The organism is Parablautia muri, from assembly GCF_009917485.1.
GTDB lineage: Bacteria > Bacillota > Clostridia > Lachnospirales > Lachnospiraceae > Suilimivivens > Suilimivivens muri.
Map to the genome: position 1 here is coordinate 142,607 of NZ_QZDT01000006.1, position 18,916 is coordinate 161,522.

An 18,916-nucleotide genomic window follows, 5' to 3' on the forward strand; every position below is an offset into this window, starting at 1 on the left:
CTTTCCCTATATAAATTTTGTAAAAATAAAATACAAGCGTCTCAAACACCGCATTTATAGGCATTTCAGACGCTTTCCATAAATTTTAAAAATATTAAATTACCTTTTGCTCTTTTATCTCCGTTTTTCTATTCTTTTCATTTCTCTTCGCTACATTAAGACGTTGCAATAAGTCACTACATGCTTTTCCACAAGTTTTTTGATTGTTGGATGTTTTTATGAAATCCTTACCACACACTTTACATACACAAATATCTTTATTCTGTTGATATGCCTGTAAATAAATCAGGGGATTAAATATATTCCTTACTGTAAACAAGCATTGTTCCTCAACATTGGGAATATCAATTTTAAATTTATATTGCTCTTTTTCTTCATCTTCTATTATCTCTATTCCATTTGTATCTCTAAATCTATCAAAACTTCCTGCATAAGACTTTGCTCCAGCTATTTCCATAATCTTATTCATATTGAACTTGATTTTTCGCTTTTTCTTCTTTTTGCTTTTATCGTCATAGTTTGTAATATGCTTTCTCTTTGTTATTACAAAATATCCATCCTTCAACTTATTGCTTGCTTTTGCTTCTTTATACATACAAAACAGTACATATAATAGTTCCATATCATTACTATGTGGATTACCATTTTTATATAGTTCTAAAGAATTTGTAATAAATGATAAATCACTTTGAGTAATGTCAATATGCCGACACTCCATCTTTTCCGCAATTTTCTTGTCCAATATTGCATCGCCTTTTACAGCTTTTTTATATGCCTTGCGTGGTCTGAATTTGATAACAATATTTCCAGTGACATTTTTCTGTAAGTTATCAAGTATAATATGTCCAAAACATTTCCATAGAATATCTTTGCTGCTTGTGATAAATTCGTGTTGCATATATTCCATATCAATCAAATAATTTACTGCAAAATTTTCATTAAAAAATCCGTTTTTATCAGTGAAAATTTCTTTAATTTCTTGTATGCAATGATAATGAAATGTCTCAAAACGTCCCGCTCTTTCGGTAGCATCCATATTTTTCATATGCTCTTCTTTGTCAATAACACTACATATATATTTTTTAGACGCTTTTCTTCTTTTCAAAGTAAGATATAATCTCTGATACTGATTATCATATCTGTTTACTTCATATTTAGCGGTTTCATTCTCTTTTTTCTCATTATTCATAAGCATACGATAGTCAAATTCATTACGTTTAGAATCATCAAAGTAAGTATAATCAAGCCGCCCTGTACCTTCACCAATATATTTTTTTATCCGATCCATTACGCTTTTTGTTGGCTTCTCAACATTTTTACTCTTTTTTCCTTTTGCTTCTATAAAGAAGTTAGGATGCTTAATTTCAGATTTTACAAGTCTTTCTTTACCTTCTTTGGGTGGAACTAATTTATTATATAGTTCTTCATATTCCCCTAACGCAAGATTTTTTCCTGTCTTTGGATAATCAATAGCATAATTTGAATAGGCACAATATACATTGATTGCATCATCATAGAGTAACGGGTTATCCTCTGAAATATCTGGAGCGTTCCATAATTTTGTCATTGCATTACTGGAATCACCAATCACATTATTATTAAAACCCTTTACAAGTGTATCAAATATCGCCTCATTTGTAATCTGTTGTGGTTCTGCCTGTTGCATTACATAATATAATGGATACTCTGGTAAATCTTTTGCTAATTCCCATAATTCCGCATCATCACTTACAAGGATTTCATCACCATCCCAATCCATTTGCAGAGTTTTTGATAATAAATCGTGGCACGAAACAACGGTATCAGATTCCATGTATTTAAACCACTCTCTACATTCATCCGATTTGGTCAGATTCCTTTTTCCATATTCATATCTTGATAAGTGTGGGCTTCTCAAACAGATAAGATGCTCCACATTCCCTTTTTCGTCATAATACTTATTATAAATATGGTTCTTTGGTACAAGACCTTCTGGATTGCTTTCACCACAAAACAGGTATTCACAGAAAGCATACATATCTGGTGCTGCATAACTGTAATATCCGCTTAATGGAATTTTACCAGCACGATAACTTCTCCTTCTTGATTTTACCAACTGCCTGATTTTCTTTTCTATGTATGGATCATAAATAAGTTGCGGATATACATTTAATGCTTCAGCTATTATCGAATTACAGCTTTGCTTCTCTGTAGTTTCAATGCTATTTGTCTGTATATCATCTGTAACTGCTATTACATCATCTATACTTTCACTGTCTTCTATATCTTCATTATCAGTATCATCATTTATTTCTGTCTCACTATCATCTGCATATCCCATCTCACTTTTTACATACTCAATATCTGTGTGAAGTCTCTTTAAATCATTCTTTGCAGGCGTACATAGCCTTTTTATATCACATCCATATGGTAATGTCTGTAGATACTGGTATGCAAATGTAACAGTTTCTTTGGCAGGATTGGCATAACTATTAATTGAAATTTTTATCTTATTTTCACGAAATGCCTTTTTATATTCTTCCCATGATGAATACATTTTCCACATTTTCAACTGACTTGTAGTAAAAATGTATCTTATATCCTGTTCCTCAACGTCAATTTCATCTTCCCAAGCATCAGGAATTTTTGTATTATGTGCTACTTCATTTGCAAATAATCTAAAATCAAAAGGAAACATTGCACCTTTAAAAAATCCACTCCTAATCTGACAGCTTGACGGTAATTCTCCAGGAAGAAACATTCCGGCTCCGTCTGTGTGTTCAATAGGTATATCTTTCTCGATAAATCCGTCTGGAGTATCAGCCACATAATGTTGTCCGTTTTGATCTGGCTGAATATCAATATATTTAACCATTCCTCTTACGCTTGTTTCCAATCCTTTTACAAGCATACAACGGTCAATATCAATCTCTTTTTCTGGCAATACGCTTGATGATAATGGTAAAGCTGTATATGCTAGATATTTGCCAACATTCATGCCGCCTTGCTCATTAATATACTCTACCGATAATCCCACCATTAAAGCATCTTTATTGTTATCAAAAAAATCTTTTCTTAATAATGTTACTGTAGTATTCCTAACTTGTCCTGTGGTAGCAGAATACAGTATATATCTTTTGTCAGCTATCAAAATTCCATCTCTAATAATTTGCCACATTATATCATTGTGAAAAACCTCCATATAGACAATTTCATCCAATAACTGATAATCTGCTTTTGCTTCTTTTCGCTCTTTTAAGGCAAGTCTGACTATATCCCCTTCAAATACAGCTATTTGATACCGCTCATTTTCCTTTTCTTTACCCTCTTTATCTTTATAGTAAAGATATTTTCTATCAATACTTCTAATATCTTTATTTTTTGCTATTTCTTCTAGCAGATAGTCATTGCCCTTATCCTTATCATTACGAATATCATTTTCTTTTTTGGTAAGTGCCTTAAAGGAATTGAATTTATATATTCTTACTCTTCCTGCTTTTACGTTTCCTATTTTAATCGACCTCCACATTATAGATATTTATTGTTATTTTCACCGCTTATTGAAATACGCATTTCATAGCCATATAAGCGTGAAATATATGTGCCTCATCCTTATAGATAATAAAAATCATGCACAATATTCCACACTGTTCAAAAATTATTTCACAATCTGAATATGGCTCACCTTTTTAGGTTTCATAATATCACCTGTCTGATTATTTATCATGATCCCTGTTTCTTTATCCTCTGTATATGTAGGAATACCCAAATCATCAAGCCATGTTTCCGCTATGCCTTTACCAGTCTGCGCCCTATATAATGCACTCATGGCAGTAGTAAATTCAATATAAGCATGTCTCAACTCTTCATTGTCATAATCCCATAACAATTCTGATAGTTCATCTCTGCCTATTGGCTTGTCCCAATCCATCTTAGACAGAACATCCATTGTTGAAAAATAATCTTTACATTCCCACTTTGCACCATCGTAAGTTTTATCTATAGGAAATGTGATTACGAAATTTCTCAATGTCAGACATCCCAAAACACCAAATATACTGTCTATCATCTGAAAACGATACTGATTCTGCTTCAATGTCTTAGGTTCGTCTATGCCTAATTTAAAATTCTCTCTTGAAACATCACGGCATGAACAGATATATTTTATGCCAGCAAATCCGACTTTTGCCAGTTTGTCTTGTGGTAGTTTATATAAAGTTCCATACTCTTCTGTGTATCTCATGACCATATCAAAGAAATACCGTTCCCATATCTCATTTAACTTTGCAATTTTATTGATACGATCCATTTCTTGAAGTTTATCTTCATCCGTTGATTCAATCACTGTAAATTTATTGTTCATATAATTATTTCTCCATTTGAAAATTTAACATTTTGTAATTTCTGCCTAACAAGTTCTACTCGATTAAGAAATGTTAAGTTTTTGTGCTATTTCTCTCTCATATTTTTCAATCAAGCGTTCTTCAATATCTGGAATTTCTTCTTTCGCCATATCAACCGTATATTTACCTTTATAAGCAGATAAATCAATAGGAACATGAATCTTATCCAGTTGTTCCCTATATTTTTCTGCCATAATACGCATAAACGCCGTTTCCCTGATCGCTTTATGGTCTACATTCAATGATTCTTCTAAATTGATAGTAGGAAGATTATTTATTGCTGATAACTTATTCTCTAAAATTTCAAGAATTTCTGCTGTTGTAAAAGCATTTAACTCTACACGCCGATAAGATGTACCAGCATCAAAAAATCTTCTGTATTCATATGACAGATTTTTCAGTTTTTTCTTGTCCTCTTGCTTTATATCCACTTTTTCAGGCTCAATATGGTATTTCTCCACATCTTCCAATGTAACACCCAGATTCTCCATATTGATACATTCTTTAAACTTCTTATTGGGAGTGCCAAAAGAATCTAAAATATAAATGCCTGATATATCCAGATCATGTAGACAATACAGCTTTAATCCCATCTGTTGAAATTTATATAACAATGTTTTAGCTGCTCTTGTAGAGAATCCTTGTCCAGATACAATAATCATATTGTATTTTTCTCCGACCTTTTCAGCTTTAAAGATTGCGTCAAATCCTGTTTTTTCAATATATAAAACCTTGTCATACTTATATATCAAGTCAAAATCAGGTTCAATATGGATATTACTGCTAATCCCACCGTAACACTTGAAAATATTCTGTGACGTTCCTATTGTATTTATAAAGTTTCTTACATTTGCTGTTCCTAACCCATTCTGTGAACCGTCAACAAAGAAATTACCCCTATCGCTAAAATTAACCTTGTCTTCATACTCTGGATTATCGTCAATCCATTCTGTTAAAATCTCTTGCGTAAAATCTGCATAGGTATGTTTCTTTTCTTCAATTCCCGAAATTTCACGCATTTTATACCATATCTGACGGGCTGTAATCGCATACCTTCCATTATCACTTGCCATATTAAAAGCATCCGTCACATAATCCCTCATAACTGCCCTGTTATTTGTTCGTTTATTATCAGAACTAAATAGACGGTTTTCTTTCGCTATGGCTTTATTCAATTTTTCAAGCAATTCATTGAAAAAACTTGTAATATCTATGCGTGTCTTTCCTGCGTCTGTAAATTTCAAATATGGCGATACAATATGAAATACAAAGGAAAAATTAGACATATCCTTTAACAGATCATCTAAATCCCTTGCATATACAGTCTTATTTCCAATTTTATACCACCCGCCATCAAACCCAATACTCCAACTATTATTGTAAGTAATGGAATTATTGATATAGCACTCAATGTCTGCTTCTTTTCTGTTGGTATCCCCTTTAAATGTGTCTTTCTTTACAGAAAATTCTACAATACATGGGATAACCATATCACTTTTGCTTATAAGAGAATTACTATCCTCCATCTCAATAGATGTATTCAATACATTTTCTAATCCTATAAGCTGCTTTTTGAGCAATGTATATTTTTTAGTCTGCTGATCCTCTTTCAGCATAAGAAAATCATTGATAAATTCCTGGCTATTAAAATCTATATCTTTTATTTTTGACTTGATTCCACTCTTATTTTTTATCCTTGTACCGAAATATTCCTCCAAAAATTTCTTATATGTGGAATTTCCGTCCTGGGTATCCGTGATAAACTGCTTGAATGTATCATAGTCATAATATGCCAGTGAAATGTTTTGTGATTTATCAACGCATTCTGCTGTTGCTGGATTGTGAAATTCTATACCCAAATAATCAAGATGGAATGTTACATCAGGATTGCATACAGTATAGAAATATACATAATTCTTATAATATGCTGATTGATGTAATTCGTATCCGCAAATCTCTATCCCCTTTTTTTCTGTAGTACCTATCTGCTTAAAATCAACACATATTTTCCCATTTTTCGCTTTTTCTGCATCAATAATTCCTTCAAGTATAATTCCCTCATTGGTATGCCATAATAAACGATACTTTTTCAAGAAACAAATGCTTATGATTGTTTTCAATCCGTTACCTTGTTTCCCTCTTGATGCAGTTACATATATACGATTCTGACTTACATAAAAATTAAAATCATAAATGCTTTTTATAATTTCACAGCTAATACCATTCCCATTATCATATATTCCAAGAGAAGAATCGCTTTGTATAATATGGACTTCTTTATTATTTAGTGGCTCAATAGCATCAAGCGCATTGTCAACAATCTCTTTTATAATAACTCTATTCCAATATTCTTTTGTCAATCCGATCTGTTTTATAAGTCCATCCTCAGTAAAATAATCTACCAGTTTTGAAGTTTTACATATTATCCTGTTTATACTATCCACCATCCTCACGCAATTTTTTTATTCTTATTACCATAAACAACTGCTTCTTCTGTACCCTCAATAACACCAGAAGTCACAATTACCTTTTTTGCATCTGCTCTATCAGGAATAGAGAACATCACATTCTGCATTGCCTTTTCAATGATGCTTCTCAATCCTCTTGCACCGATTTCTTTCTTAATTGCTAATTCAGCAATCCTTTTCAGTGCATCGTCTTCAAATTCCAACTTCACGCCATCTATAGAAAGTAATTCCTGATACTGTTTTGTCAGTGCGTTTTTCGGCTCTGTAAGGATTCTAACAAGATCATCTTCAGATAGCGGATTCAATGTTGTAATGACAGGTAATCTACCAATTAATTCAGGCATAAGACCATATTTCACTAAATCTTTTTGCTGTACATCATTCAAGTGGAAAATTTGACCACTTGATTTTTCAATATCAGCATTAAATCCAATAGATTTACCTTTATTATTTCTCTGTTCTATAATTTTCTCCAAACCATCAAAAGCACCACCACAAATGAACAGAATATTGCTTGTATCAATATCTACGCATTCAGCTTGCGGATGCTTTCTACCACCAGACAACGGAACTCTTGATATAGTACCCTCTATAATCTTCAGCAATGCCTGTTGAACTCCTTCGCCGCCTACATCACGAGTAGTTGATACATTATCACTTTTTCGTGATAGCTTATCTATTTCGTCAATGTAGACAATTCCTTTTTCAGCTAACTTGTTGTCAAAATCTGCGTTTTGTAGTAATGTCAAAAGAATATTTTCAACGTCCTCTCCAACATAACCAGCTTCCGTGAGTGTGGTGGCATCCGCAATAGCAAAGGGAACTCCAAGAAATTTAGCCAAACTCTGTGCTAAATATGTCTTTCCACTACCAGTAGAACCAATCATTAGGATATTGGATTTCTGAATCTCTACATCTGATTTTTTGTTCTGTCTTAACCTCTTATAGTGATTATAAACTGCAACTGATAGTGTTCTCTTTGCTTCGTCTTGACCAATCACATACTGATCCAAATGTGCTTTAATCTGTGATGGAGTTGCTAATTGCATATTTTCAGAGATTTCATCCTCTTCATCTTCATCTAATACTTTATAGGCTTCTTTCACACATTCGTTACAAATACATCCTCCAAATTGACCTTTTAATAGTCTATCTACTTCTGATTTTGTCTTACCACATATAAAACAAAATTCCTGTTTTTTATTTGCCATACATTCATTTCTCCTTATCCAAAAATTCTACACTTGTGAGCAATCTCTGATTGCGAACAATGGCATGAGCTGCTTGCAGCGATTGCCAGACTGTCAGTAGACTATAACCTTCCTATCAAATTAAATACCATCAAACGTATAATTTATAAACGCATCATTCCTTTGTTGCCTATATTCGCAATTTTCAATATTACCTGGGCAATCCCCTACATATTTGATATATGGGCAATCACCATTTGTACAACGGTCATTTCCTGTTATAACAACAAAATCATCGCCATGCCTAATAAAGTTTTGTTCCATTTATATCTTCTCCTTCTCCATATGTGGGGAATCCCCACACCCCCTTGACAGCGCATCTTTGCCTACGGCAAATCTGCTTGTCCGTACAGATATAAAAGTTATGTCTTTCATCCGTTTCGCCTACGGCTTCACTACTGAAAGCCAAACTTTTAATCCGTCCGTCATTTAATTTTTTAAAAGGGATTTTAATGGAATGAATATTAATTTTGGGTGGGATTCTCTAATATATTATATTAGGTACCCCCCTAAAATCTGATTAACTGATTTTACAAATCATATATCTCTATATTTTTCTCCCCTATTCTCTAATATAATATATTAGGAAAAAGGGGGGATTTTTTAATTCAATGACTACAGTGATCGGGGTGAAAATCAGCTTACCTTATAATATCCTTTTCTATCGGTCTTGTCTGATTCCAAAATTTTGGCAAGCACTTCATTATTACTCTTTGCTTTTTGTAATTGTTTATCAGTTAAACCAGTTTCCTTTAACAACGTCTGTATTTTATACTCTGTTCCTTTTGTCAACTGCTCTCTCCATTTAATTATTTTTTGTGCATTAGTCATTTTCTTACCATTTGGAGGTTTTCTGTCTTTAACTTTTTCTATCTTCAATTCTTCTGGTGTATCTTCATATTCAAACAATGCTCCATATGGTTTATATCTATCTTCTATCATAGCCGATAACTCACTGTATAAGTAATCATCTGTATTATAGAAAGTCCATATATGTACATTATCTGTACTCTCATAGTTCCTTATCGCTAACCTGAATATATTCTGTTCAAAATCAGCAAGCATACATCTAAGCATTATTTTGTTGATAATATACTCATATTCTTTATTGTGGTTTTTACTAAGCAACGTGAAAAAATCTAATGATTCATCTTCTCCCATCTCTGATAACCTATGGTATTCTTCCATATGACACCCACAATAGGTAAAATAATATGCCATATTCGGAAATCTGTTCATTCCAACGTGTGCCATCCTATATAAATCCTTAAAATCATTGAATCCTTTCAAATTCCCAAAATACCCTACATTCTTAAATTCTTTTTGGAATCTATTTATCAAATCACTGTATACAACAATCAATATTTCTCTTTGTTTGCCGATACCATATTTCAATTTATTCTTCAGATATGTAATGATTACATTGGTTGAGATATTAGATTTTTTACCTCCCTTGCATAAAACATTTTTGCTTGTAGACATTTTCACATTTGTTATCAGCATATTTAACGGCTTATTATATTTTTCTCCACTTATAATTTCTACATAATCTAAATCATAACGTGGATCAATGTCTGCCGTTGCATCAAACACAAAAAATTTCTTATCTTTTCCTAAATAGAAATATTCCTTATTATCTCTTACCATTACAAAAGAACGCTCATAATTACCATGCTTCTTTTTAACTGAATTAAAAATTGCTCCATTTTTCGCAATTTCCTGTAAACACAGCATATCTTTTAATATGCAGTTATATTGTTTTGTCAATGGCTCCATATTTTCAGCCAAAACTTTGAACAATAGCGTATCATTCGGTGTAATACTGGAATATCTTTCATCCTTCCAGTAGATAGTTACATTGGAATCTTTAAGCAACTTCTCTTTTTCGTCCATCTGATCAAGTAATCTGTCCTTAAAAGCTTTAAATTCTCTTATGACAAATTCTTTATCACCAACTTCATCTGACAAACCTTTATATAAAGCTGATTCTATTCTGGTTAGATTATCGCTATCTATCGTGATAGTTTCGGAAAATTGAGGGCATTCATCAAAAATGACTATATCCCTTTTCATCGGCTTTCCTTTATATGTAAATGAAAATAACTGATCCCTTACACTGTCCGTCAACATAAAGTATCTTTGCGTTGATAATAAAACGATTGGTCTGTAATGTTGCTTAATCAACTGCTCTTTGAATGGTTCATCAGACTTTAGAACAATTACACTATTTTCAAATTCTCTATAATGTTCCTTTATTCCCCATGATTCAAAAATCTCACCCCAAAACTTTTTGGCTTCTAAAGTGTCCTTGCTACTATTAGACAGCTCCTCCAATCGCTTTATTGAATCAGTAATGACTACTAATCCTTGAGGTTCGTGCCGTCCTCCATATAGATAATCGCCTATGCAGCAGTGCATAAATGTATGAATAAATGTAGATTTTCCTATGCCGCATCTTTGGCTAAAGCAAGTCACCTTATTTGTATCTCTGTTATGGGTAATAATTTCAAAAGTATCTTTGAAAAATTGTATCTGCTTTTCATCAAATTTATATTGTGGTAAATATGTTTCAAAATCGTCATACTTTATTTCGATTCTCTTCATTGGCACACCCTCCCTATTATCGGCTCATATATTCGTCTATTGCCGACTTTAATTGTGGCGTGTCTTTGAAAAAGAATACATTTCTACCAGTCTTTTTCAAATCTGGTTGCATATCAATAAGGACAAATCCTTTTTGCATTAAATAGCCTGCCATACGTTGATTGTATACAATAAAATTCTTCTTATTTTCTCTATCTATTACTATAATTTATTCCTCCTCCAAAAATAATAATGTTCTATCTATATCTTCTCCATTCATACCATCAGCAACACGCAAATATACAGTCACAACATTTTCTGAATATGGATTCATTGCACCTGAATCAAGTATGTATTCATCTTTTGCAGATATATTTCTTTCATAGTGCCAATCCACAAAATCAGCGAATACATCAGATTCACAAAGAAAATCCAAACTGTCTTTGAATTTATCAGTATCTATGGTTTCTGTTTTTCTGGAAGTTTTATAATAAACCTCCGCTTTTACGATATGTAACAGGTTATTTGTGATTGCCTGTTGTAATTTCTGTGTTGTAGTTCTTCGTCTCATAATCTTATCTTCTCCTTTTACAGACGATATATCCGAGGATATACCGCCCATATAATTTCTCACAGCCTATGCAATACTTTATTTCTGTTTGAATATCTTTTTCGTAACATAGTCCAAATATCCAGATTTAAAATCTTCCCATAATATTTTCATATGTCCTAAATGCTCTTCCTTTATATTTTCACCTTTAAACAACTCAATATGAGCTTTTAATTTGCCATTCTCCATAGAAATCTGCATTGCATCATTCGCCATCTGTATAAATTCTGTTTCTGATACAATTTCTTTTATATCAGAATTGTTGTTATACCACTTATGGCAATATTCTTTCGTTGCATTAGGTAATTCTTTCTTCATCCGATCTAACACCATTTTTTCAAGTTCTTTCATATTCCTTGCTACCGGCATATTTTTTCTCCACTCTCTTCTATATTTATTTCCTCTAAACTCATATATTGTAGGCAATACCATTTTAATGATACCGCCTACATTTATTACTTCTACATTTACTATGCTGATTTTTCCACAATTTCAAAATTTGCGTAGGTTGCCAGATCAAGAAATGTCATGCCGTTCTCACCAGCCACAATTACATCATTTTCATCTACGACCATATAACCTTTATCAAGTCCTAAAGTGTTCATAACCGCCGTGTCTTTGGAACTTCTATATTCCTTTACATGAAGATTATCTTCTTTCAAAGAATCCTCAATCATTTTCATTGTAAGAATCGGCTTGACGTTCACCGCCTGTTCTCTACTGTCCTTACCGGCTCCCGTTCCAAGTTCGTATTCAACCATATCATCTTCATGTAATGACTTGAAGCCATCCATCTGAAGCTGTGAGCAGTGACAGAATACATCTTCCTTTGTCTCAGAATCCGTAAGAAAACCATAGCCTTTTTGTGCGTTGAACCATTTTACTGTTGCATTTCTCATAATTAAATTTCTCCTTTTCGTTTGATATATTTCTTTAGGCAGACGGCATTACACCGCCCACCTATTATTTATTCTCTTTTTACATCGTTTCTCTTACTTCAAATCATGCTTTCTGTTTTTCGTCATGCTCTTTCTGTAGTTCTTCCAACGATTTATACTCTGAAATATCAATATCAGCCATGCCAACGCTGAAACTGATTGTGTATGTACCGTTAGATTCTTCGATAGCTTCAATGACATCTTCATCAAAGGTAACTGATCCAGTGACATTGTTTTCAGAATCCCTTGATACAAGCCACAATTCAGGCTTCAAATCGTCTTCATACTCGATTGTGCCTCTGGTCATCTCAATAGCGATGCCATAATGGTCTACAGACGATACATTGACATACTTACCATCAAATGCCTGTGCCATTTCCTTCATTGATACTTTTCTTACTTCTGTTGCGTTCATACTTGTCTACCTCCGTTGTTTGAAATTGTTTACATTGTATAAATAATAAACTTCTCCCTAATCTCTCTATAATTTCAGAAGAATTTATATTATTTTTCTCTGTTTATTATTTGTTTCTTCTTTATATCTTGTCTGTATTCTATCTGTAACTACTAATTACTTCTCTATATCTTATCTGTAACATTTATTCTTTCTTTGGAAGTGGTTTATGCTTCAATTTTCTGCAATAACTGAGCAACCATTTGAATCCAAAGCCATTTTTACCACCAGCGACAACATTTCCACGCTTATCAAGTACCCAAAAGAAATAATTATGCTCATTCTTATAATGTAATCCATACATTCCTAATGTTTTATAACACATAGCAAGCTGCCTTTTCTTTCGTATTGACATTGGCACTTGATATAAATTCGTGTAATGCTTTTCCTTTTCTGTTGGAAGATAATTCTCTACAAATCTGATAGCATCTTCCATAGAAAGTTCATATTTTCCACCAGCTACAACAATACCTCCCCTATCCCTTACAATAAATCCACATGGATATAACGCCTGAATCGCAAGTTTTTCATTCATATTCGTTGGATGTTTGGGATTACCACAATAATCATCAGAACGCTCAATAAAAAGCCGTTTTGATATAGCAATCCTTTTTATATCATCTGGAATAACCTGCCCATCATATGTACTTCTATTATCCCGGACAATTTTTCTATGATTTAATGAGGTGTATATATCCAATGCCGTATTATGGATTTTTTTCTTATTGAGAAAATTATCTTTTTGCGGATCACATTCACTTTCAGCCAACTCTTTAAGAATTTGCATAGCACTCTCTGATTCCGCTAACATATTTCTTTTGAAAAGTTTCAATTCGTTTAGCTTGATATTCACGCTACAATTACTACTCATGACCTTTATAAAATGCTGTTCAGCCGTGATATTTGCATCATACATAGGTACATAGGCATACTCAGGATTACTCTCTATATGAATGATTTCATCCTTTTTCATGCCTTTATCATGCCGATTTTTAGTAATCTGCATATAAATAGTTCCCACATCTTCATCAACTCTTATAGGCTTGTAAAACTGATTATATTTTTCAGAAAAGATAAGTTTGATTCTATTTTTATCCATAATTTCACCTTCCTTAACTCTGTAATTCTTTCAGTCTATCTCTTCTTGACGGTTTCTTATTAGCCTTCTTATCGGTTTCAATATTCTTTGATACTTTTTCTCCAAAATCAATATCATCTAATGTCATTGTAGGAGCCGCCTTGATAGCATTTTCTCTTTCATCATGTTTCTGTTTTGCAATATCCTTAATGCTGTTGATATGGTCAAACGGATAGGATAAGCCAGCAATTACAGTAATTGCGTTTGTGCTTCCAAATCCTTCAAAAGTCCTTATTGGAGTACCTACAATGTTAATGATTTCCGCTTTGTTGATTTTCTTGCCAGTCGCATTAATGATACCGATATATTCACATCGGTTATCTTTCTGCAATGGTGCAAAGATATTTTTCGTTGTAAGTCTCTCAATAACGCTTGCGTCACTTACTTTGTCCGCTTTAAGCACCGACAACACAAAATTGCCAGATGTCGCAATCATGGTACGCTTCTCCTGTTCGTCCACATTACCATATTCTGATACGGAATTATTTGTCAGAAACGCATGAAGCATATTTGCACAATAGAAATTGATGTTCTGCTTATTGTCAGCATTGTTATCAAGAAACATTACTGATCCCAAACCTTCTATATTAAGAAGTTCCTGACAACACTTATAACTGTTCACATGAAAATCATAGTCTTCTGACTTGTCCGGCAATACTACAATACAGCAGATTGTTTTATCAGTTTCCTCCGCAAGCATTTCAGCCAATGCAGGAGCCACACCCGATCCAGTACCACCAGCCGAACTAAAAATAATGTAGATAATGGATTCCTTCAGTGCGCTAATCTCGTCAATAATATCCATATTTTTAGCAATCGCCTGTTCTGCCAACTGACGATTACCAGCGCATCCGTTAAAGCCTTTTAAATGCCTGATGGTTTTTGCACCACTGATAGCGGATTCATCCTGTGTACTAGAATTGATATGGATAGTGGTATATCCTAACTTTTCAAAATTGAAAGCTATGTTTGTACCAGCACCGCCGACACCAACAACCGCAACATCATTTACCAAACTCTTGTTAATCGTACTATTCATCCTTTTTTCCTCCATTCCATTTGATTCTCTTTAGACCGCTTTCTGTGATAAAATATGTGTTGCTGATTACATCTTTAATTCCTTCTTCAATATACTTCAAAGAACATAACCCTCTGATCCGCTTACACAAATTAGGTCTTGCCGATAAAGGCGGCTTGTCTTCTCCATAATAGGAATTTATTTCATTTACAGTCATTCCATTAAGTTCATCCGTTGCCTCTTCTTTGGCAAGTATCATTAAAATATTTAGGTCTAAACGGTTTATATCTGAATTACCCATCCTTTTTACTCTCCTTCCTTGCCAAAATTTCCTGAATGCCCTGTTTAGAAAATCTTTTTGATAGTTCACCATAGGTAAGATTTTCATACTCAATTTCTTTTGTCTTCTTATTTATGACATTATATCTTCCGCAATCATTTTTCTTGATCTTATAGCCATATTTACCAGCTTTTACTTGAATCAGATTCACGGATCGCTCTTTTGATTTTTTGATGCCTGGATTTTTTATCAGTTTGAAGTAATAATTCCGATACATATTACTCAAAATCTTATCTGGTCTGATTGGGTGTGGTTTTGGCTGCCCTTTTCGGTTTTTCTTGAACTCATGCACCTTAAATTCCCATTCATATACCAGAGACGCATAATCTTGTGGATATTTCCGTTTAAATGCTTCTATAAAATTATCTTCACCCAATCGGTTATCTGCCCTAAGGTCATCAAATAGGGCAGTAACCTTTTTTCGCAGATTATCAATATAAATTCTTCCGTATGCCAATTTTATTTATTCCCCTTTCCCTTTTACCTCGATTTCAATATCATGTTTTTTACAAAAACTAATCAACTGTTTTCTAGGGATATAGTCAATCACTCCCTTGACATAATTATTAATTTTCTTTCTATCATTTGACTTTATTGCGATTTGTACCTTGTTCTTTTGCTTTCGATTTTTATATGTGTCTGAAACTGTAAAGTGTCCATCTAACAAATCATACACTTTAGGGTAATTCAGTTTGAATTGTTCATATACTCTATCCCACTCTTTACCACTTATTTTTCTATTCCTTGGAAAGAATGGTATTTCTGCCTTTAAAAATACATCCAAAACAATGTCAGTCATATTAATTTTTTCTGCAATCAACGTATTATTCAATGTTCTCATCTTACGTAAAGTAACCTTCTGCCCCTTATACAATATTTTTAATAAGTTGCATGTCTTAACCGCTTCACTACGTACAATATGACACGGATCAAAATGTGCAATTGATATAATCTTTGATTTCACCTTAGATTCATCCAAGATATCCATCTCGACAACCTTATCTTTCGTAATATAGGAATATCTTGTTCTCCAATCACTATCCATTGCCGCTAAAAATTCTTTTACATTCTCTTTGTTCATTAAAAATCCTCCTAAATTTGTGCTTTACAAAATGATTTACCTGAATCTGTAATAAAGTATGTACTGGCTAAACCATCAACCAATCCACATTTAACATATCCAAGATGTTCCATGTTACATAGATGGCGATATACGGTACTGTACGATTTCCGTTGCTTCTCTTCCATGAGCGATAGAATCTGACTAACGCATAATGCTTTTGATGGAGTTTCTACATCGTTATCATTCAGCACATTCAATATTGCTAAACTAAACTTTGTCATCAATATTCATTTCTCCTTTCCTCTCGTCATTTGATGATAAAAAAATTTTGTTGCTATTTTATTCTCTTTTTAGGGTGAACTTAATACTCCTTACAATTTATAAATAATAAGGTTTTTCAATATTTTCTATGAAATTGAAAAAATAATTACAAAATCACCGTATTTCGGCAGACTTATAGCCCGTCCTTTTAATAGTTTCTTTTATATATAGTGTTTGGGAATATCAACGGCTGAATTGCCGGTTGACAGTAAGAGAATCTCCGTGGTATGATAATTTTGCATATAATTATGTGTGTTGATTTACCAGATCGACATACAATACATACCATTGGAGCCTTTAGCTTTTAAGTGTTACCAGCACTTTCATTGGCTAGAGGTTTCTTTTTATTCTCATTCACTTATATATCATTTTCAAAAATGTAGAACATTTGTTCGTTTCTTATTGTACCCTCTACTCATTTTTCTGTCAAGTAGATATAACTACTTGTTTACTTTTCAACTGTCTATGTATTATATTTTCTTGACTTGAATACATCTTAGCACATACATTTTAGGTTGTCAATAACCTATTTTGCAAAAAGTTATCAATAACCTATTTTGTCACTGTATCAAAAATCTTAGTCGAATAATCAATTGCTTCATTATACCTATCAAGCAAATCTTCAATAATATTTAAGTTTTTCATGTATTCCTCTGCAATTTCAACTTGTAATGACATATCTAATAAGGAAATTTTCATCTCCTTTAGGCTGTTTGGATTCAATGTAATAATTGATGTTCCAGTCTGGATACTCTTTATTACGCTTTCCCCCTGTTGACTATCAAGAAAAGCCTTTAGATAATATGGATTAAGTTTTGTTTCATTTACACGAATCGCAATCAAATTTCCTGTAAGAATTGCTTTATAGTTTCCATGACTTCTATATATTGCGGATTTAATTGTAGTATTCTTTGCAGTGATTATTATATCTCCATCTTTTACACAATACTTATTAAATTTTCGTGTGTCTTCAATTCTAACTGCTTTCAATACTCTACTTACAAATCCTTCAGCCCGTATATCTGAAATATTAATTATTCTATACTCTGAATCTTCTTCCTCATTTTCAATAGATATTTGATCTAACTCTTTCGCATTAATTTGATACCCACGGAAAATATTTCTTGATACATTACCTAATGTGCAAGGATTAATCAACGAATATGTGTAATACCTTCCAATTCCCAGATAAAAATCATTTTTTACAATTTCATCAAGAGTTACATCAAATGATTTTTCTGTATGCCCTTCGCTTTTGTAAAGGTCTACAATATATGCAATATCCTCTTGAGTAAAAATTTTCCCTCTTCTTTGAATACAGGATATTTCTGTAGCATCAATCATTTTAATACTATGATGATGATTATTATTCTTTTTCAATATTATTAGAGACGATGCTACGCCTGTAAATGGCAATATTCCAGTAGGTAAAGATATAATTGTGTTAATATAATTGTTTTCAACCAAATATTTTCGTATATCTGTGTCTATACTGTTAAACAATACTCCATTTGGAATAAGAGCTATAACTATGCCATCTAGTTTTATAGATTGCAATGAATTTAATATCCATAATAAATTTGCAGAATATTTTTTTTCAAAATCAAAAGGAAAACTAATTGGGAAATCCCAACTATCGATCATAGAGGCGATTTCTTCTCTTTCGTATTTAAGCATTAAAGGGTATGAATTATAAATCATATCAACCTTTTCATTATTCTCTAATGCTGGTGTAAAAAAATTACTTTTCACAACATCAAATTTATTTACAGAAAAAAATGCCTTAATCTTTGAAATTATAAAATTTTCTTCACTGTATGTATGACCTATTGCTCTTTCAAGATTAGAATTATTGAACACTTCTAAAATAAAATCACCTGTTCCGCAATCAACATTATATAATGTCTTTCCTCCATGTATTTTTAATATTTCTATTACAAGTTCGTTGATCCAAGATACACTAGACAATGGGCAATCTTTTCCCATAGTATAATCACATATATTTAAGTCCAATATAATATGTTTTAAATCAAATTCCAGAATAATATCTGTAATGCGTGTAATTATTTCACCACTCCAGGTATTAGGAATGAGCATAAAAGCTAATCTTGCAATATTATTATCTTCTTCTTTTGAAATATCAGAAAAGACTTCCTGTATAAAACATGTTCGTTCTTCCATTATAAGTGTATCATGTATAAAAGTATCTAATTTCTCCTTACCAATAAGCAGCCCGATAGTTGCAATTCCAAAGATTGCTTTATTAATTTCTAACGAGTTACCAATCCCCTTAGAACGAAGCATATCTTGTATTTCAAATCTAAAATTCATATATTTACCGCTCCTTTTTC

General features: G+C 32.6%; 17 protein-coding genes. All 17 read right to left on the reverse strand.

The window, feature by feature from the left end; translation table 11 throughout:
- Positions 1-94 precede the first annotated feature (94 nt).
- The 17 genes from D5281_RS06225 to D5281_RS06300 all read right to left on the reverse strand — a co-directional run bounded on the left by D5281_RS06225 (position 95) and on the right by D5281_RS06300 (position 18,896).
- The gene (locus tag D5281_RS06225) at positions 95-3,508 is read right to left on the reverse strand and encodes a hypothetical protein (RefSeq protein WP_160559288.1); all 3,414 of its coding nucleotides are present in this window, start codon (positions 3,506-3,508) and stop codon (positions 95-97) included.
- A gap of 129 nt (positions 3,509-3,637) precedes the next feature.
- Positions 3,638-4,342, reverse strand: coding sequence for a hypothetical protein (locus D5281_RS06230; RefSeq protein ID WP_160559289.1), 705 nt, complete (start codon positions 4,340-4,342; stop codon positions 3,638-3,640).
- Positions 4,343-4,405: 63 nt separating this feature from the next.
- Positions 4,406-6,829, reverse strand: coding sequence for a hypothetical protein (locus D5281_RS06235; RefSeq protein WP_160559290.1), 2,424 nt, complete (start codon positions 6,827-6,829; stop codon positions 4,406-4,408).
- Positions 6,830-6,831: 2 nt separating this feature from the next.
- Positions 6,832-8,061 carry an ATP-dependent Clp protease ATP-binding subunit ClpX gene (clpX, locus tag D5281_RS06240; protein ID WP_160559291.1) on the reverse strand — a complete coding sequence of 410 codons (1,230 nt, stop codon included), beginning with the start codon at positions 8,059-8,061 and terminating at the stop codon, positions 6,832-6,834.
- Between the two features lie 120 nt (positions 8,062-8,181).
- Positions 8,182-8,364: a hypothetical protein gene (locus D5281_RS06245; protein ID WP_160559293.1), complete on the reverse strand. Its 183-nt coding sequence runs from the start codon at positions 8,362-8,364 to the stop codon at positions 8,182-8,184.
- A 372-nt stretch (positions 8,365-8,736) separates the two neighbouring features.
- A complete protein-coding gene (locus D5281_RS06250; protein ID WP_160559295.1) occupies positions 8,737-10,704 on the reverse strand; it encodes a hypothetical protein in 1,968 nt (655 codons plus the stop codon).
- Between the two features lie 16 nt (positions 10,705-10,720).
- Positions 10,721-10,912, reverse strand: coding sequence for a DUF5659 domain-containing protein (locus D5281_RS26895; protein ID WP_334296608.1), 192 nt, complete (start codon positions 10,910-10,912; stop codon positions 10,721-10,723).
- The gene (locus D5281_RS06255) at positions 10,913-11,254 is read right to left on the reverse strand and encodes a hypothetical protein (protein WP_160559297.1); all 342 of its coding nucleotides are present in this window, start codon (positions 11,252-11,254) and stop codon (positions 10,913-10,915) included. It lies immediately after the preceding gene.
- Between the two features lie 78 nt (positions 11,255-11,332).
- Positions 11,333-11,725, reverse strand: a complete 393-nt coding sequence (locus tag D5281_RS06260; RefSeq protein ID WP_160559299.1) for a hypothetical protein — start codon at positions 11,723-11,725, stop codon at positions 11,333-11,335.
- 38 nt (positions 11,726-11,763) lie between these two features.
- Complete coding sequence (locus D5281_RS27155) at positions 11,764-12,192, reverse strand: cold-shock protein (protein ID WP_160559301.1); 429 nt, start codon at positions 12,190-12,192, stop codon at positions 11,764-11,766.
- A gap of 103 nt (positions 12,193-12,295) precedes the next feature.
- Entirely contained in the window at positions 12,296-12,646 is a 351-nt protein-coding gene (locus D5281_RS06270; RefSeq protein ID WP_160559303.1) for a hypothetical protein, read from the reverse strand.
- A 184-nt stretch (positions 12,647-12,830) separates the two neighbouring features.
- Positions 12,831-13,784, reverse strand: coding sequence for a hypothetical protein (locus D5281_RS06275; RefSeq protein ID WP_160559304.1), 954 nt, complete (start codon positions 13,782-13,784; stop codon positions 12,831-12,833).
- A gap of 13 nt (positions 13,785-13,797) precedes the next feature.
- On the reverse strand, positions 13,798-14,862 hold the full coding sequence (locus D5281_RS06280; RefSeq protein ID WP_160559305.1) for an FtsZ/tubulin family protein: 1,065 nt from the start codon (positions 14,860-14,862) through the stop codon (positions 13,798-13,800).
- Positions 14,855-15,142 carry a hypothetical protein gene (locus D5281_RS06285; protein WP_160559307.1) on the reverse strand — a complete coding sequence of 96 codons (288 nt, stop codon included), beginning with the start codon at positions 15,140-15,142 and terminating at the stop codon, positions 14,855-14,857. The genes D5281_RS06280 and D5281_RS06285 overlap by 8 nt, the downstream gene beginning before the upstream one ends.
- Complete coding sequence (locus D5281_RS06290) at positions 15,135-15,638, reverse strand: hypothetical protein (protein ID WP_160559308.1); 504 nt, start codon at positions 15,636-15,638, stop codon at positions 15,135-15,137. Before D5281_RS06290 ends, D5281_RS06285 begins: the two co-directional genes overlap by 8 nt.
- A 6-nt stretch (positions 15,639-15,644) precedes the next feature.
- A complete protein-coding gene (locus D5281_RS06295; RefSeq protein ID WP_160559309.1) occupies positions 15,645-16,262 on the reverse strand; it encodes a hypothetical protein in 618 nt (205 codons plus the stop codon).
- 855 nt (positions 16,263-17,117) lie between these two features.
- On the reverse strand, positions 17,118-18,896 hold the full coding sequence (locus D5281_RS06300) for an N-6 DNA methylase (RefSeq protein WP_160559310.1): 1,779 nt from the start codon (positions 18,894-18,896) through the stop codon (positions 17,118-17,120).
- Positions 18,897-18,916 lie beyond the last annotated feature (20 nt).

Excerpts from the sequence above, each read along its gene's own strand:
- D5281_RS06225 (WP_160559288.1), bottom strand. The coding sequence starts at position 3,508 with ATGTGGAGGTCGATTAAAATAGGAAACGTAAAAGCAGGAAGAGTAAGA.
- D5281_RS06230 (WP_160559289.1), bottom strand. The coding sequence starts at position 4,342 with ATGAACAATAAATTTACAGTGATTGAATCAACGGATGAAGATAAACTT.
- D5281_RS06235 (WP_160559290.1), bottom strand. The coding sequence starts at position 6,829 with ATGGTGGATAGTATAAACAGGATAATATGTAAAACTTCAAAACTGGTA.
- clpX (WP_160559291.1), bottom strand. The coding sequence starts at position 8,061 with ATGGCAAATAAAAAACAGGAATTTTGTTTTATATGTGGTAAGACAAAA.
- D5281_RS06245 (WP_160559293.1), bottom strand. The coding sequence starts at position 8,364 with ATGGAACAAAACTTTATTAGGCATGGCGATGATTTTGTTGTTATAACA.
- D5281_RS06250 (WP_160559295.1), bottom strand. The coding sequence starts at position 10,704 with ATGAAGAGAATCGAAATAAAGTATGACGATTTTGAAACATATTTACCA.
- D5281_RS06255 (WP_160559297.1), bottom strand. The coding sequence starts at position 11,254 with ATGAGACGAAGAACTACAACACAGAAATTACAACAGGCAATCACAAAT.
- D5281_RS06260 (WP_160559299.1), bottom strand. The coding sequence starts at position 11,725 with ATGGTATTGCCTACAATATATGAGTTTAGAGGAAATAAATATAGAAGA.
- D5281_RS27155 (WP_160559301.1), bottom strand. The coding sequence starts at position 12,192 with ATGAGAAATGCAACAGTAAAATGGTTCAACGCACAAAAAGGCTATGGT.
- D5281_RS06270 (WP_160559303.1), bottom strand. The coding sequence starts at position 12,646 with ATGAACGCAACAGAAGTAAGAAAAGTATCAATGAAGGAAATGGCACAG.
- D5281_RS06275 (WP_160559304.1), bottom strand. The coding sequence starts at position 13,784 with ATGGATAAAAATAGAATCAAACTTATCTTTTCTGAAAAATATAATCAG.
- D5281_RS06280 (WP_160559305.1), bottom strand. The coding sequence starts at position 14,862 with ATGAATAGTACGATTAACAAGAGTTTGGTAAATGATGTTGCGGTTGTT.
- D5281_RS06285 (WP_160559307.1), bottom strand. The coding sequence starts at position 15,142 with ATGGGTAATTCAGATATAAACCGTTTAGACCTAAATATTTTAATGATA.
- D5281_RS06295 (WP_160559309.1), bottom strand. The coding sequence starts at position 16,262 with ATGAACAAAGAGAATGTAAAAGAATTTTTAGCGGCAATGGATAGTGAT.
- D5281_RS06300 (WP_160559310.1), bottom strand. The coding sequence starts at position 18,896 with ATGAATTTTAGATTTGAAATACAAGATATGCTTCGTTCTAAGGGGATT.